Source organism: Nonomuraea sp. NPDC049400, from assembly GCF_044466425.1.
Lineage (GTDB): Bacteria > Actinomycetota > Actinomycetes > Streptosporangiales > Streptosporangiaceae > Nonomuraea.
In genome coordinates this window covers 1-15,248 of the sequence record NZ_JBITMP010000069.1, presented here as the reverse complement: position 1 = coordinate 15,248, position 15,248 = coordinate 1, and the positions used below count along the sequence as shown (strand labels likewise).

The window sequence follows — 15,248 nt, the reverse complement described above, 5'->3', positions numbered from 1 at the left end:
CCGGTATGGTGTCGTTCGTGGCGGTTCAACAAAGCCCATCCGCTCTGGCCGACAGGATCTCCACGTACCCCTCGCTGCCGTTCACCCGGATGCGTTGCCCGTCCTTGATACGCTCGGTGGCTCTCTCCACTCCGACGACGGCGGGCAGGCCGTACTCGCGGGCCACCACGGCGCCGTGCGTCATCACGCCGCCGACCTCCATCACGACGGCCTTGACGGAGACGAACAGCGGGGACCAGCTCGGGTCGGTGAAGACCGTCACCAGGATGTCGCCCTCTTCCACGTCGGCCTCGACCATGGAGCGGATGACCCGGGCGCGGCCCTCCGCGACGCCCGCCGACACGGCGATGCCCGCCATCGCCCCCTCCGGCAGGGTTCCGGCGTCGTACTCGCCGGAAATGACCTCGCCCTCGGACGTGATCACGCGTGGCGGAGTGAGTTTCTGGTACGTCTCGTGCGCCTCCCTGCGCTGGATGATGATCGAGTAGTCGAGTTCGCCGGTGTTGACCGCCTGCCTGAACTCCTCGATGGACAGGAAGTACACGTCCTCGGGCTCCTTGATGGCACCCCGGCCGACGAGCTTGGCGGCCTCTGCCATGAGCGCCTGCTTGTACAGCTCATAGCGCAGGAGCAGGGCGTGTTTGGAGTATTCGCGGTAGCCGATGAAGTGGCGGATCAGGCTCATCTTCCTGGCAGCCTTCCTGGCCTTGCCGGCGCCGCCGGGGAGTTCTCGGAGGCGGGCGAGGAGGTCGTTCATGGTGCGTTCGGCCTCGGCGCGGCCCTGCTCCGCCTTGCGACGACGCTCGCCGGAGGGAAAGTTCCTGATGTTGCTGAGGATGAGCGGGACGAGCAGCGTCGGGTCCTCGCTCCACCTGGTCCGGGTGATGTCGATGTCGCCGGCACAGTGCATGCCGTACTTACGCAGGTAGTCCTGGATCGCGTCCCGGACAGCCTCACCGCCGTCGAACGCGGCGAGACCGGCGAAGAAGGTGTCACCCTCGGCGGTCTCCAGGTAGCGCATGACATCCGGATGCTCGCGGATGACGTCGGCGACGTCCAGCAGGTCGAGCCCCATGGCGGCCACCACATTGTGGTCGGCGAACTGCGCGACGGCGTCGGCGGCGTTCGTGACGCCCAGCCAGGCCTCGATGTGCTTGTTGACCCAGTTGACCGCCTGAATGCCGATGAAGGCCGCCGCCACGCTGCGGGGATCGAAGGTGAGCTCGGCCAGCACGGCGTGGTCGTCGATGATGTACTGGAACAGCTCGTCGCCGGACTTGCCCGCGAGGCCCCGCCGGCACCGCTCCACCGTCTCCTCGGTGTGCGCGATCAGGTCGGGCACGACGCCGGGGTCGTTCTCGCGGGAGAGCTTGAGGTACTGGAGGGCGATCGGCAGCGGGCCGCCCTCGCCGAAGTCCAGGATCGAGGTCTTGCCGTGCGCCAGCGAGGCGACGAAGTCCTTGCGCTTCAGCACGGTACGCAGGGCGTTGGCCATGAGGACGTCGACCTGGCCGAGGCTCTTGAGCGTGGCCGGTCTGGCCCAGGACGAGGTGAGCTCGGCCGAGACGTCCTTGTAGAAGCGGTTGCCCGCCACGACGCCGGCCGTGCGGCCCAGCTTGTCGTGCAGCAGGGCAAAGAACGACAGGCCGAGCGGGGCGAAGGCGTCGGTCATCATCTGCCGGTGCCCGTAGGAGATGTACACATGGTTCTTGCCGTCGTGCGAGGGCGGCACGGGATAGAGCGTGGTGATGGGGCGGCTCTGCAGAACGTGGAAATCGCCGTCGCACAGGGCCCACTCGATGTCCTGCGGCTTGCCGAAATGCGCCTCGATTCGCCGTCCCAGCTTGTCGAGCTGCAGGATCTGGCTGTCGGAGAGTGTCTGGGCGTGCTGCCGGGCGGGCTCGATCGGCCGCTCCTCGGTGCCGCCGGACGGGGAGGCCCACAGTTCCTTCGTCTGCGTGGCGACCTTCTTCTCGATGATCTGCCCAGCCTTGACCCGGTAGTTGTCGGCGTTTACGAGCCCGGAGACGAACGCCTCTCCCAGGCCGAACCCGGCGTCGATCGAGACCACCGTGCGGTTGGCGGAGACCGGGTCGGCGGTGAACATGATGCCGGCCGCTTCCGGGAAGACCATCTGCTGGACGACGACCGATAGCCGGACGGCTCGGTGATCAAAGCCGTTCTGGATGCGGTAGGCCACGGCGCGGTCGGTGAACAGTGACGCCCAGCATCGCCGCACGCTGTCGATCAGCGCCGCGGCGCCCTGGACGTTGAGGTAGGTGTCCTGCTGGCCGGCGAAGGAACTGGACGGCAGATCTTCGGCGGTGGCGCTGGAGCGCACCGCGCAGGGCATGTCCTCGCCGCCCGCCTGCTCAAGATGTCGGATGATGTCGCGCCGGAGTTGCTCGGGCACGGTCAGGCCCTCGATGGTGGCACGCAGGCGCGCGCAGGCGGCGGCGATCTCCGCTCGGTCGTCGGCCCGCAGCCCGGCCAGTCCATCGATCAGCGTGCCGACCTTCGGATCCCGTTCCACGACCTCCCGGTAGGCGTCGGTGGTCACGCAGAATCCGTGCGGCACGCGGACCCCGCTGATCGCGGACAGCTCGCCGAGGTTGGCGCCCTTGCCTCCGACCAGGGCAAGCTGCGTCTTGTCGATGTCATGGAACCCGAGTACGTAGGCACTCATGGTTGATTCCCGTCTCTCATGGGTGGACCTGCCTGGAGCCCGGCAGCGGTAACTTCACCGCACCCGTCGTGCGGGCTCACAGCGCGCGGAGGCCGCGCACGGCGACGTCGCCTCCTCGACCAATTACAATACAGTACATATCTGCATCGAAATAGGTGAGATGGATCATAGTTAGAATACGATACATAGCTGTATTGTAATCTTCGATCGGCATGACACGAGTCCGGCTACCGATGTGCCCGCTGGAAGGGCACCGTGCTCAGCCGCTGTGTCAATGCCCCGCCCTGCGTGCGGCACTTCGGCCCACACCCCGGCGGAACCAACCCAAGGAGCCTTCCATGACGGATCGTCCGAGCGCGGCCGCGTCGTTCCCGCTCACCCGCCCCACCCCCTTTGACCCGCCTGCCGAACTGGCACGGCACCGGCAGGAGGGTGCTGTCAGTCGGCTGGCCTATCCGGACGGGCACGTCGGCTGGTTGGTGACCGGCTACGAGCTGGTCCGGGCAGTCTTGTCCGACCCGCGTTTCAGTTCCCGGGCGGAGCTGGCGCACACCCCGCTGCCCAGTGCCAGCATCGCGGCTGAGGCCCGGCCGGCGCCCCCGGGGTTCTTCCTCCAGACCGACGCTCCCGAGCACACGCGCTATCGGCATCTGCTCACCGGCCAGTTCACGGTCCGCCGCATGCGCGCGCTCCGTCCGCGGATCAGCGAGATCACCGACGACTGCCTGGATGACATGGCGTGGCACGGACCGCCGGTGGATCTGGTGCAGGCGCTGGCGCTGCCGATCCCCTCACTGGTGATCTGCGAGCTGCTCGGGGTGCCGTATGAGGACCGGGAGGAGTTCCAGCGCCATTCCGCGGCGCTGGCCCGCGTGGGCGCCTCCCACGAGGAGACCATGGGCGCCTACCTGGCGCTCACCGGCTTCATGGGGGAGTTGGTGGCGGCGCGCCGCGCCATGCCGGGCGACGACCTGCTCAGCGGCCTGACCAGCAGCGATCTCACGGACGAGGAGCTGACGAACATCGGCTTCATGCTGCTGGGCGCGGGGCACGAGACCACCGCCAACATGATCGCTCTGGGCACGATGGCGCTGATGGAGCACCGTGACCAGATCAACGCGCTGAACAAGGATCCCGAACGGGTCGTGGAGGAGCTGCTGCGCTACCTGAGCGTGGTGCCGTTCACGGTCCGCACCGCCCTGGCGGACGTGGAACTGGGCGGGCGGCTCATCAAGGCCGGCGAGTCGGTGACCGTCTCGATCGCGGCCGCCAACCGCGACCCCGGCCGGTTCGCCGATCCGGACACCCTCGACCTGCTCCGTTCCGCCGGTACGCACATCGCCTTCGGCCATGGCATCCACCAGTGCCTGGGCCAGCAGCTGGCGCGCATCGAGATGCAGATCGCCTACCCCGCCCTGTTCGCGAGATTCCCGACGTTGCGGCTGGCCGTACCGGAACAGGAGGTGCCGTTGCGCACGGACATGCTGATCTACGGCGTCCACCGGCTTCCGGTGACCTGGGAGGCGTAGCGGATGACCGTCTTGCCGCAAGCGTGGGGTGTGCACGAGAGTCACTTCTGGCTGCGTGGCCGAACGCCCGACCGGCCCGTGCGGTTCGACGAGGAAACCGGCGTCTGGAACGTCTATGGGTATCCCGAGGTGCTCCAGATCCTCGGCGATCCGAAGACCTTCTCCTCCAACACGGGGCGGGTACTACCCGGCGACTACGGCTTCTCGGCAGGCGTACTGACCCAGATGGACCCGCCTCAGCACGGGAAACTCCGCAAGCTCGTCAGCCGCGCCTTCACCCCGAAGGTCGTCGCCGACCTGGAGCCCAGGATCGCCGAGCTGACCCACGAGCTGCTCGACGCGGTGGCCGACCGGCAACGGATGGAGCTGGTGAACGACCTCGCCTACGCGCTGCCGATCACCGTCATCGCCGAACTGCTGGGCGTGCCTGGCAGCGACCGAGACCTGTTCAAGCAGTGGGTGGACCAGATGTTCCAGAGCTCGCACCAGCCGTCCCTCAACCCCGACGCGGACCAGCGACGGGCGACCGCCATCGCGATGGAGAACGTCCGGCTCCTCACCGGCTATCTCCACCGGCACGCCGCCGAGCGCAGGCGCCGGCCCGGGGACGACCTCCTCAGCAGGCTCGCCGAAGCGGAGGTGGACGGTGAGCGCCTCAGCGACGATGAAATGGCGAACTTCGCCACCATCCTCCTGGTCGCCGGGCACGTCACCACCACGCTGCTGCTCGGCAACACGGTGTTGTACCTGGGCACCTATCCAGAAGCTCGGGCACAGGCCCACGCCGACCGCTCGACGATCGCCGCGCTGATCGAGGAGTCACTACGCTTCCTCACCCCCTTCGCGGTGGTGGATCGGGTCACCAATGCCGAGGCCGAGATCGACGGTCAGCGTGTGCCCGCCGACCAGTTGCTCACGCTCTGGGTCGCCGCCGCCAACCGCGACCCGCGGCAGTTTGCCGATCCCCACGTGTTCGACCCCACCCGTGATCCCAACCCCCATCTCGCCTTCGGACGCGGCATCCACTTCTGCATCGGGGCGCCGCTGGCCCGGCTCGAGGGCCGTGTCGTGCTCGGCATCCTGCTGGACCGCTTCCCGCACCTCCGCCTCGACCCGGACGACGGGCCACAGTTCATGCCCAGCCCCACCCTCACGGGCGTGCGGAAACTCCCTCTCCTGCTCCACCGGGACTGATCGAAAGCGAAGGAGGCCATTCATGGCAGCCAAGGTTTGCCTCGTGACCGGCGCCTCATCGGGCATCGGCCGCGCCACCGCGCTGGAGCTGCGCCAGGCGGGTCACATCGTGTACGGCGCCGCTCGTCGCCTGCAGCCGATGGAAGAGCTGCGCCAGGCCGGCGGCCACGCGGTCGCGATGGACATCACCAGCGAGGAGGATCTCGGCCGCGTCGTGCGTACCGTTCTGGACGAACAGCGCAGGATCGACGTGCTGATCAACAACGCCGGGATCGGACTGCCCGGCGCGCTCGAGGACGTACCCGTCCAGCGGGCCCGCCACTTGTTCGACGTCAACGTCTTCGGGCCGGCCAGGCTCACCCAGCTCATCCTGCCGCACCTGCGTGAACAGCGTTCGGGGACAATCGTCAACGTCTCCTCGATCGCCGGTGAGATCGCTCTTCCCCTCGTCGGCTGGTACCACGCGTCGAAACACGCCCTTGAGGCGTACTCCGACTCGCTGCGGCAGGAGTGCAAGCCGTTCGGCATCGACGTGGTGCTCATCCAGCCCGGGATCATCAGGACCGAATTCGAGGACGACATGCCGCGAGAGCTCCGCGCCGCCTCCGGCAGTGGACCGTACGGAAGGCTCGCCGAGGCCATGGCGAGGCGGGCCGAGAAGGCGACCAAGGCCTCCGCACCCGCCGTGGTCGCCAAGACGATCAAAAGGCTGCTCCAGTCCCCGGCGCCGAAACCGCGCTATCCCGTCGGCCACCTGTCCAGAACGATCCTGGCGCTGAACAGGCTCCTGCCTGACCGGACGTTCGACGCCATGGTCACGAAGATCGACTAACGCCCTCCCCGAAGAAAGGAACTCCCATGAACGTGGCCGTCGACCAGGAAAGGTGTGTCGGAGCCGGCCAGTGCGTCATCGCCGCGCCCGAGGTGTTCGATCAGCGCGAGGACGGCATTGTGCTCCTGCTCGAGCCGTCACCCGGCCCGGACCTGCGGCAGGCGGCCGATGAGGCCGCCATGCTCTGCCCGGCCGCGGCCATCCACGTGACGGAGCGGACGTGAGCACACCCACCGATGTGCTCGTCGTCGGCGCCTCCGCCGGAGGTCTCGCCGTCACCGAAGCGCTGCGCGGCAAGGGGTACGACGGCCGGATCCGGCTCGTCGGCCAGGAACGGCACCCGCCCTACGACCGTCCGCCGTTGTCGAAAGAGATCCTGGCCGGATCCTGGCCGGCCGAACGTGCGTTTCTGCGCACCCCCGCCGAACTGGATGCCCTCCGCGCCGAGTTCGTGCTCGGGCGCCGCGCAGAGGGTCTCGACATCGAGGCCCGCACGGTGGACCTCGACGATGGGCGAACACTCTCCTACGACGTACTCGTCGTGGCCACCGGGCTGATCCCGCGCCGGTTGCCCGATCAACACCACCTGACCGGCGTACACACCCTGCACACCCTCGACGATGCCGACGACCTGCACCGGCAGCTGGCGCCGGCACGGCATGTCGCCGTCATCGGGGCGGGCGTGCTCGGGTGCGAGATCGTCGCCACCGCGCGCTGCCTGGGGTTGCCCGTCACCCTCATCGACCCTGCCCCCGCGCCCATGGCCCGCCGGCTCGGCGACGAGCTCGGCGCCCATGTGGCCGCACTTCACCGGCGACACGGTGTTCACGTACGGACCGGCGTCGGCGTCGCCGGGCTGATCGGTACGGCCGGTCACGTCAGTGCCGTCGAGCTGGCGGACGGCGAGCGGGTCACGGCTGACCTGGTGGTCGTCGCCATCGGGGCCACCCCCGCCGTCGAATGGCTGCGCGCCGACGGCCTGTCCCTGTCCGATGGGATCGAGTGCGACTCTCATTGCCGGGCGGCACCCGGGGTCTACGCAGTGGGCGACGTGGCCCGCTGGCATCACGAGGGCCTCGGCACGAGCATCCGCCTGGAGAACCGTACCAATGTCACCCAGCAGGCGATGGCCGTGGCCGCCGATATCATGGGGGCGGGCTCGCCGTACACGCCGGTTCCGTATTTCTGGAGTGACCAGTACGACGTGAGGATTCAGATCCACGGCATCATCGCGCCGGGTTCACGCATTCGCCCGCTCGACGGCCGGCCGGGCGTAGGGCGATTCGCCGCCTTGGCCGAAATCGACGGCACCGCGGTCGCGGCGATCGGCTGGAATCATCCCCGTGGGGTCATGGCGGCTCGCCGCCAGGTCATCGACGCTCTTGGGGCTCGCGTCGTGAGCCGCGGGGCATGACCGGCATCGCGCATACTCCGCGCCTGCCTGGACGGCCCCGCAGCCAGGAGGTCGACGTGGCCATTCTCGGCGCCGCGCTCGACCTCCTGATCGAGCGCGGCGCCGGCAACACCAGCATCGAGCAGGTGGCCCTGCGTGCCGGAGTGACACGTGCCACCGTCTACCGCAGATTCCCTGACAAGACGGCCCTGTTGATCCAGGCCATCGAATCGGTCCACCAGGACCACGCTCCCGATGCCCTGGAATGGCCTGACATCGAGCAGATGCTCGAGCACTGGGCCGCCTACCTCAGCAATCCCCGTAACCGCCGCATGCTGCGCCGCCTCTACGGGGCGGTGGACGACTATCCGGAGCTGCTGCAGTCGTACCGGAACTCCCACGGAAGGCGGCGTGCCGCCGCCGAACACGCCGCCTTGCGACGATCTCGTGACCACGGCGAACTCTCACAGGACACCGACCTGGATATCGTGCAACAACTCCTCAACGGCGCGGTCATGCACCATCTCGGCACCTATCCCGATACCGAAAGCGCCGACGCCATCAAGGCCTACTTCATGGCGATACTCCAGCAAATCGGCTACCAGCCCACCGCGCCACATCTGGCCTGACGGCTCATCGAGTGCATGCGGCGACCGGATGTTGACGCTTGGCTTACCCCCAGCGCGGGGCACCATCGTCCGGCGATCATCGGCGACACGGCGGACGACAGCCGGTGAGCGCCGGCTAGCGAATCCGCCGCGTCCGAGCACATCCCTCAACGGACAACCGAAACCCCTGCCACGGAGATGTTTACCAGGGCGGATGCGAGCTGCTTGATCGCCAAATCAAGATCATCAGCTGGGGGACGGGCACTTAACCCTCAAACGTGCACCGCACAACTGGCACGAGCGGCGGCGACTATCATGTGCCGGGCCCAGGAGTGACTGCCGAGAGGTACGGAAATGGCCAAGTTACCGGTGATCCGGGACGGCCTGCTCAGAGGCTCCCTCGAGATTCCGGTCGGCACCCCGGAATGGTATGCCTGGCTGGCCGAGGTCGCCGTGTTCGCCGTCGAGCATCCGGCCGGACGCTTCACCGTGCGCCGGGAAGCGTCCGGCAACGGCCGCGGCACGGCCTACTGGCGGGCCCATCGCCGTGTCCTGGGCGCTCGACGACGTGTCTACCTGGGCGCTTCGCAGCAGGTGACGGCGAGCGCGCTGGACGCGGCGGGCCACAGGCTCGCCGTGGCGTCGTCTCACCGCGAGGTTACAAGGCTCGGCGTTCCGCCTGTGCGCACGGGCGCGGTGGCCCGGCCGCAGGCGCATGCCGCACTGGATCGGGCGACCCGGCTGCCGCTGACGCTGGTCTGCGCGCCCGCCGGATCCGGCAAGACGACGACGCTGGCGGCCTGGGCCGCGATGGCACCAGCACGAGTGGCCTGGCTGTCCCTGGACGGAGACGACAACGACCCCGTGACGTTCTATCGAGGGCTTGCCACCGCGCTGAACATCACGGTGCCGGAAGCCGCGATCGATTCGCGGCCGGCGTTGCGCCGCCGGTTCGCCGGCCTGGTCAACGAGCTGGCCGGTCGTCACGGGGACCTGATTCTGGTGCTGGACGACTATCACCTCATCGACTCGCCGGATGTGCACGATGCCGTCATCTACCTGGTCGAACGCCTGCCACCCCACGTGCGTCTGGTCATCGCGACCCGCCACGCACCACCTCTGCCGCTGGCCGGCTGGCGGGCCGGACATCGGATGTCCGATCTGGACGCCGGAAGGTTCCGCTTCACCATCGACGAGACGGCGAGGTTCCTTACCGAGACGATGGGCCTGCACGTCGATGCCGAGGCCGTCGCCCACCTGCACGCCCGGACCGAGGGGTGGCCCGCCGGGCTGCAGTTGGCCGCTCTGGCGCTGGCCCGAGGTGTGCCCGCCGGGCACGAGATCATCGCTGCCACCGGCGACCTGGATGACTACCTGGTCACCGAAGTGCTGGACAGGCTGCCCGCCGCGACCCGGCGGCTCGTCATGGCCACCGGCATCCTGTCCAGGCTGTCACCTGCGCTGTGTGAGGCGATGACCGGCCGGGCCGACGGCGTGGCTGCACTGCGAGAACTCGGCGGGTTGTTCCTGGTCCCTCTAGACGCAGGCGGGACCTGGTACCGATACCACCATCTGTTCGCCGCCGCAGTTCAGCGATACATCGCGCGGCGGTGCCCCGAGCTGATCCCGGAGCTGCATCGGCGCGCGGCGGGCTGGCACGAGGTATTCGGGGACCAGCGAGAAGCGGTCGAGCACGCCCTGACCGCGGGCGATTCGCACCTGGCGGCCCGGGTGCTAGTCCGGCTGGCCGAATGCGACGGAGAACTCTGGTTGGAGCAGGCTCGTGTCGGCCGGTGGCTGGGCCGGCTGCCCAAGCAGATGCTGGCCGATAGCCCGGTGCTGTCTCTGCTCGTCTACTTCACGACCGTCCATGGTTCGCTGCGGGAAGGGACCGACCCGCATCCGTTCTCGGCGTCCGATCTCACCGCCTGGCTGGCACGGGTGGACGACGCCCGGTTGCCGCCGACGTTACGCGGCACTCACGCCACAATTCTGGCGCACCGGCTCTTCATCGACGGGCCTCCCGCGGCGGCGGTCCACGCCGCGGAGACGGCCCTCGACCAGTTACCGTCGGCTCAGGTCGGCCTGCGCTTTCAGACGGTGTTGCGGCTGACTGACCCTTTGGGGCACGGCGCTCGGGGTGGTCCCACCCAGCGCGCCCAACAGGAGTGCACAAGGCTGACCCGGCCTGTGCACGACGTGACACACCGGCTGAACGCGCTGCTGGTACTGGCGCAGGTGCAACTGCACCGGGGTGATCCACGGCGGGCGATGGCGAGTTGCCGGGAGTCCGCCGAGCTGGCCACAGCGCAGCGCGTAGAACCCGGCGAATACCTGGCCGCGAGCCCGTTGGTGCTGGTGGAGGCGTTGCTGGAGACGTACCGGATCGCCGAGGCTGTCGCACGCATCGCCGATCTCCAGGCTGCAGTGCACCACCACGATCCCGGCGTGCGGCTACATGGCTACCGTGTCACGGCCGACCTCCGCCTGGCCTGCGGTGATGAGGCGGGTACGTTCTCCGCACTCGACGGCATGGTGGACTACATCGCTGGAACGCCGGGCCTGAACACCCCCGGCTTTGGCGCTGCCGCGCGCCGGTCGGCGGCGGCTCGGCGGGCTGGCGCGCTCCTGGCTTTCGGCCACCTGGCCGCGGCCGGGCGTGCGCTCGACGAGGCCAGGACCGTCACCGTCGCCGGCGGGGAACCTCCGGTCGGTCTGCGGCTCTATGAGGAGTTGGTCGCCGCCCGGATGGCACTGGCCGAACGGAACTGGGCCGCTGCGGACGCGATCGCCTCCGACGCAATGACGCGCCATGGTGACGTCGTCTGCGCCGCCTCTCACCTTCGGTTACGGGTGGTCGCGGCTCTGGCGCGGCAGGCCGCGGGCGATCGGCACAGCGCGCTGGCGATCATTGCCGAAGCTCTCGCGCTGGCCGCACCGGGCACCTACCTCCGGCCGTTCACCGAGCACGGTGGCGAACTGGCGCCCTTGCTTGCCGAGGCGGCAGGCAATGCGCGGCGGCTTGCCATTCAGGAGCGGTTCGCGCGCCAGGCCTACCTGGCCGGCACGGACGCCCGGGGCACCGAGCTGCGCGCGACGGCGTCCCGCGCACCCGAATCCCGCGCGTCTGAGCCTCGCGTGCCCGATCTGACCGGTCGCGAGATCGAGGTGCTGAGCCTGCTGGCCGAAGGGCTGTCCGCGCCGCAGGTGGCTGAGCGGCTGGGGTTGGCGATCGGCACAGTGCGATCCCACTTGGAACGCATCCGCGCCAAACTCGGTGCCCGCACCGGTCCACAAGCCGTGGCCCTGGCCATCCGCCTGGGCGTGCTGCCCAGCGGGGAGCCGGTGTTCGGGACGTTCGGCCCGCCGGCTACCGGGCGGTATTAGGACAATCGCCCGACCCGGTACGCCCGTAACGTCCCTACCTTGGGTTCGGTGATTGTGAATTCTCCGCCGAAGGCTCAAAATCTCGGCGCCGAAACCTACGACGAGCCACCGCATGCGCTGTGGATGTTCTTCGCGCTCGCCTTCGCCTTCAGTTGGCTGTTCTACCTGCCGATCGTGTTGTCCGACGATGGTCTGGGCCTGCTGCCCATCGGCCCGGACAGTTGGGTGCTGGACGTCTGTGTGATCGCTGGCTCGTTCGGCCCGCTGGCGGCGGCCCTGGTGACTCTGCGCGTCACCTCGGGCCGGGGCGCGGGGTGGAACATGCTGCGGGGGCTGCGTTTCTGGCGGGTGCCGTTGCGGTGGTACCTGGTGGTGATCGGCGGTGTGATCGCGGTGCCTGTGGCTGCCGCGTTCGCCGTTCCGGGCACGGCCGATCACTTCACGTTCTCGGCGGATCTCGTGCCGTCACTGATCATCATGTTTCTGACCGTGCAGCTCGTCATCGGGGCGCTCGGCGAGGAGCCCGGCTGGCGTGGCTATGCCCTGCCCCGGCTACAGCACCGGTACGGCGCGTTTCCCGCCGCGGTCATCCTCGGGCTGATGTGGGGCGGCTGGCATCTGCCGCTGTTCGTGTCGTCGGCATGGGCTGGCCCCAAGGGTGGCGGCGATCTCGGCACGATCGCCCAGTTCCTGCTGCTGACCACCGTCCTGACCATCTTTATGACGTGGGTGTTCAACAGTACTGGGGGTAGCCTCCTGATCATGGTGCTCCTCCACGACGCGTTCAACACGGGCATGAACGCGGTCAGCGAGCTCTTCAACGGCTCCGCGATGGCCAGAGAGCAGTCACTGCTTCCGTCCATGATCGGCTTCGGTATCCTGGCGGTGCTCATCACGCTCGCCACCCGCGCCAGACTGTCGCGTCAACGCCCTGCTTGATGATCGTTTGAGCAGCGTACCCGGCTGCGGCAGCTCGGCCAGGGCGGCATGGGCACACGCCGGACGCGGAGATCGCCGTCGGCAAGCTGGGCAGCAGAGATTTCACCGACTCGGCCCTGCTGGCCGCCATGGAGTGGGCCGCTGTCGAGGTCAAGTCCACAGACGACGGGCAGCAGCGCGTAGATCAGCCCGGCGAACAGGTCTTGGTGGTGTATTTGGGAGGTCCGATGGGCTCCAAAATGGATGGTCACGGTAGTGGTGTGGCGGATGCCGCTGGCCAGAAGTTGAATTGGCAGGTTTGGGGGCGGAGTCGCAGGGTGAGGCGCTGGCAGCTCTTCCCGACTTCAGCAACGTCACAGTTCTCGACCTGCCCAACAACCAGCTCACCACGCTCCCAGAGACGATCGGTCTCTTCACCAACCTGACTCGGCTCAACCTCGACGACAACCAGCTGACAGTGCTGCCGGACGCGATCGTCAACCTCACCAAACTCCAAATACTTCATGTGAACCGTAACCGGCTCATGGTGCTGCCGGACACCTTCGGAAACCTCACCGAACTCGACGCGCTCGACCTGGGCAGCAACCAACTAACCGTGCTGCCGGACGCGATCTGGAACTTGACCAACCTCACCCAGCTCGACCTGGATGACAATCAGCTGACGGCGTTGCCAGACGCGATCGGCAACCTCACCGAACTCCACCTGCTTGAGGTGGATGACGAGGTGTTCGAAGCGTTGCCGGAGTCGCTGCAGTATCTCGCTGATGAGGAGCTGCCAGAGGTTTGAACAGCGCCCCTCTAGCGGCTCTTGGCATGGCCGTCAACGCAGCCGCGCCGTGGAACTCCAGGCACCTGTCGGCAGCGGTCGACAAGCTGCGCGGCCAAGGCGCCCCGGCCAAGGACTCCGACGCCGCCCGGCTGTTCCCGCTCGGCCGCCCCCACCTCAACGTCCTGGGCTTCTACGTACTCCATCTCCTCCTCCACAGCCCAGCCCAGGGCATGAGACAGTTCGGCGAGATGCCCGACCTGCCTAATGGCGGCATGGATGAGGAGGGGGTGTAGAGCGCGGGCAGGACCTGAGAAAACGACCGGGCGGTCGGATCATCAGCACCCTCTCGCCCGCGACTGTGGCAGCATCGGCGACCTGCCAGTCCATGGTGGCCACCTACAGCTCCTGCGGGGCCAGGGCCTCGATGACGACGCAACCCCGATCACGGTTGGACCCGCCAGTTCAGTGCGGCCTCAATCCTCGGGTTCTGGGCCTACGAACAGAATGGGCTGGTTCTCCGAGCCAGGCAGACCGTCGTGGATGTACCAGTTGGGATCGACTTTGTCGGCGGGGATGCCGTTGGGATACGGCCGGTCAGACCCACGGTAGTGGTAGCGGTACTCGATGGGCACGTTACGTGCGCGAGGATGGCGACCGCCTCCGCCACGGTGTACTTGTCGATGCCGGGCAGGCCGATGCCCTCGCCCGGCTCGTCGCCCGGACCCGTGTCGTACATCTCCCCTTGCTCCGCCGCACGGCCGAAGACAATGCTGGCGTGGGACCGGTAGCCGACCGGCACCTTGACGACCGCCGAGCACGCGCGCTCCCCGCACGAGCCCTCAACCGCCTCGATCCGGCCGGCCGGATCGTCGCCGTCCTCCATGAACAGGACCGTGCCGGCCTTGTCCGGGCTGGTAGGGGCAAGCTTGAGGTCGATGTCCATTCCTCGCTGCTGGAACTCCTCCCGATACCGTTCGGGATCGGCGTTGGGGTCCTGCACCCGGACGACGATGTATCCGCCTTCTTGCTGGAAGGAGAGGGCCGCCGCTTCGGCGCGCTGCGGCCCGGTCCAGCCGGATGAGAAGGCCATCACTGCGGCGGCCATCGCCGCCCCCATGAGCGGAATGCCGACGATGAGGCGCCGACGCCACCAAGACCGGGATGCTTCCGGGGCGGCCGCTGTGATGTGCTCTACCAACTCGTCCCGGGCCCCTGTGCTCACCAGCACGGCAATCTCGTTGTCGGTGACGGGGTTGAGGCGGCTGATCGAAATCTTGGTCATGCGGACTCTCCTGCCGGCACTTGGGCGCGCGCTGCTCGTCGTGGAGGGTCTACCGAGAGAGCGCGGGCCAGACGGCGACGGGCCCGGTGCAGGCGTATCCGTACGGCGTTGACTGAACAGTTCAGCACAACGGCGATCTCGGCGATGGACAGGTCCTCCCAATCCGCAAGCGACAGTACTTCTCGGTAGCCGTCGGACAGGTCCGCGAATGCCTTCGCCAGGGCGTCCATGTCGGCCGGCTCCTCCCTCGGCTGCCGCTGGATGGCGCTCAGTTCGGATGCCAGCCGGGCGGTCAGTGCTGTGTGCCGCCGTTCACCGCGGTGATGGTTCGCGAGTACCCGGCGCGCGACTCCGAACAGCCAGGGGCGTGCCTTCGCGCCCACAGGCACGTCGTCCAGCCGCCGCCATGCGGTCATGAAGGTCTCGGCTAAGCTGTCCGCCGCGTCATGGCCGTTCGCCGTCCGCCGTAGCACGTATCCGAGCACTGAATCATGATGGCCTGGTACAACTCCTCGAAGCGGCGAGCCTGTTGTCGGCCGCGTCCAAGATCGTGGTGTATGAGAATGAGACCACTCTGCGATCTGTGCCTATTTAAGCAGCAATAGCATCAATCGTCACATTAGTGTCAT

At 67.9% G+C, this 15,248-nt stretch carries 13 protein-coding genes; 10 read left to right on the top strand and 3 right to left on the bottom strand.

Features of this window, described 5'->3' with window-relative positions:
- Positions 1 to 25 precede the first annotated feature (25 nt).
- The gene (gene rph, locus ACIBVN_RS53800; protein ID WP_397149513.1) at positions 26 to 2,686 is read right to left on the bottom strand and encodes a rifamycin-inactivating phosphotransferase; all 2,661 of its coding nucleotides are present in this window, start codon (positions 2,684 to 2,686) and stop codon (positions 26 to 28) included.
- Positions 2,687 to 3,024: 338 nt separating this feature from the next.
- On the opposite strand from rph, the gene ACIBVN_RS53795 reads away from it, so the two are divergent.
- The 10 genes from ACIBVN_RS53795 (at position 3,025) to ACIBVN_RS53750 (ending at position 13,630) form a co-directional block, all read left to right on the top strand.
- Complete coding sequence (locus ACIBVN_RS53795) at positions 3,025 to 4,215, top strand: cytochrome P450 (RefSeq protein WP_397149511.1); 1,191 nt, start codon at positions 3,025 to 3,027, stop codon at positions 4,213 to 4,215.
- A 3-nt stretch (positions 4,216 to 4,218) separates the two neighbouring features.
- Positions 4,219 to 5,409: a cytochrome P450 gene (locus ACIBVN_RS53790; RefSeq protein WP_397149509.1), complete on the top strand. Its 1,191-nt coding sequence runs from the start codon at positions 4,219 to 4,221 to the stop codon at positions 5,407 to 5,409.
- Positions 5,410 to 5,431: 22 nt separating this feature from the next.
- Positions 5,432 to 6,241 (top strand): oxidoreductase, encoded by an 810-nt coding sequence (locus ACIBVN_RS53785; protein WP_397149507.1) that lies wholly within the window; start codon positions 5,432 to 5,434, stop codon positions 6,239 to 6,241.
- Positions 6,242 to 6,267: 26 nt separating this feature from the next.
- A complete protein-coding gene (locus ACIBVN_RS53780; protein ID WP_397149505.1) occupies positions 6,268 to 6,465 on the top strand; it encodes a ferredoxin in 198 nt (65 codons plus the stop codon).
- On the top strand, positions 6,462 to 7,655 hold the full coding sequence (locus ACIBVN_RS53775) for an NAD(P)/FAD-dependent oxidoreductase (RefSeq protein ID WP_397149503.1): 1,194 nt from the start codon (positions 6,462 to 6,464) through the stop codon (positions 7,653 to 7,655). The genes ACIBVN_RS53780 and ACIBVN_RS53775 overlap by 4 nt, the downstream gene beginning before the upstream one ends.
- Positions 7,652 to 8,263 carry a TetR/AcrR family transcriptional regulator gene (locus ACIBVN_RS53770; protein WP_397149501.1) on the top strand — a complete coding sequence of 204 codons (612 nt, stop codon included), beginning with the start codon at positions 7,652 to 7,654 and terminating at the stop codon, positions 8,261 to 8,263. The genes ACIBVN_RS53775 and ACIBVN_RS53770 overlap by 4 nt, the downstream gene beginning before the upstream one ends.
- A 333-nt stretch (positions 8,264 to 8,596) precedes the next feature.
- A complete protein-coding gene (locus ACIBVN_RS53765; protein WP_397149499.1) occupies positions 8,597 to 11,629 on the top strand; it encodes a LuxR C-terminal-related transcriptional regulator in 3,033 nt (1,010 codons plus the stop codon).
- A gap of 48 nt (positions 11,630 to 11,677) precedes the next feature.
- Entirely contained in the window at positions 11,678 to 12,568 is an 891-nt protein-coding gene (locus tag ACIBVN_RS53760) for a CPBP family intramembrane glutamic endopeptidase (protein ID WP_397149573.1), read from the top strand.
- A 298-nt stretch (positions 12,569 to 12,866) separates the two neighbouring features.
- The gene (locus ACIBVN_RS53755; protein ID WP_397149497.1) at positions 12,867 to 13,355 is read left to right on the top strand and encodes a leucine-rich repeat domain-containing protein; all 489 of its coding nucleotides are present in this window, start codon (positions 12,867 to 12,869) and stop codon (positions 13,353 to 13,355) included.
- Positions 13,352 to 13,630, top strand: a complete 279-nt coding sequence (locus tag ACIBVN_RS53750) for a Tn3 family transposase (protein ID WP_397149495.1) — start codon at positions 13,352 to 13,354, stop codon at positions 13,628 to 13,630. The genes ACIBVN_RS53755 and ACIBVN_RS53750 overlap by 4 nt, the downstream gene beginning before the upstream one ends.
- A gap of 200 nt (positions 13,631 to 13,830) precedes the next feature.
- Here ACIBVN_RS53750 and ACIBVN_RS53745 read toward each other — a convergent pair whose 3' ends face one another.
- On the bottom strand, positions 13,831 to 14,619 hold the full coding sequence (locus ACIBVN_RS53745) for a hypothetical protein (protein ID WP_397149493.1): 789 nt from the start codon (positions 14,617 to 14,619) through the stop codon (positions 13,831 to 13,833).
- On the bottom strand, positions 14,616 to 15,104 hold the full coding sequence (locus ACIBVN_RS53740; RefSeq protein WP_397149491.1) for an RNA polymerase sigma factor: 489 nt from the start codon (positions 15,102 to 15,104) through the stop codon (positions 14,616 to 14,618). Before ACIBVN_RS53740 ends, ACIBVN_RS53745 begins: the two co-directional genes overlap by 4 nt.
- Positions 15,105 to 15,248 lie beyond the last annotated feature (144 nt).

Excerpts from the sequence above, each read along its gene's own strand:
- rph (WP_397149513.1), bottom strand. The coding sequence starts at position 2,686 with ATGAGTGCCTACGTACTCGGGTTCCATGACATCGACAAGACGCAGCTT.
- ACIBVN_RS53795 (WP_397149511.1), top strand. The coding sequence starts at position 3,025 with ATGACGGATCGTCCGAGCGCGGCCGCGTCGTTCCCGCTCACCCGCCCC.
- ACIBVN_RS53790 (WP_397149509.1), top strand. The coding sequence starts at position 4,219 with ATGACCGTCTTGCCGCAAGCGTGGGGTGTGCACGAGAGTCACTTCTGG.
- ACIBVN_RS53785 (WP_397149507.1), top strand. The coding sequence starts at position 5,432 with ATGGCAGCCAAGGTTTGCCTCGTGACCGGCGCCTCATCGGGCATCGGC.
- ACIBVN_RS53780 (WP_397149505.1), top strand. The coding sequence starts at position 6,268 with ATGAACGTGGCCGTCGACCAGGAAAGGTGTGTCGGAGCCGGCCAGTGC.
- ACIBVN_RS53770 (WP_397149501.1), top strand. The coding sequence starts at position 7,652 with ATGACCGGCATCGCGCATACTCCGCGCCTGCCTGGACGGCCCCGCAGC.
- ACIBVN_RS53765 (WP_397149499.1), top strand. The coding sequence starts at position 8,597 with ATGGCCAAGTTACCGGTGATCCGGGACGGCCTGCTCAGAGGCTCCCTC.
- ACIBVN_RS53745 (WP_397149493.1), bottom strand. The coding sequence starts at position 14,619 with ATGACCAAGATTTCGATCAGCCGCCTCAACCCCGTCACCGACAACGAG.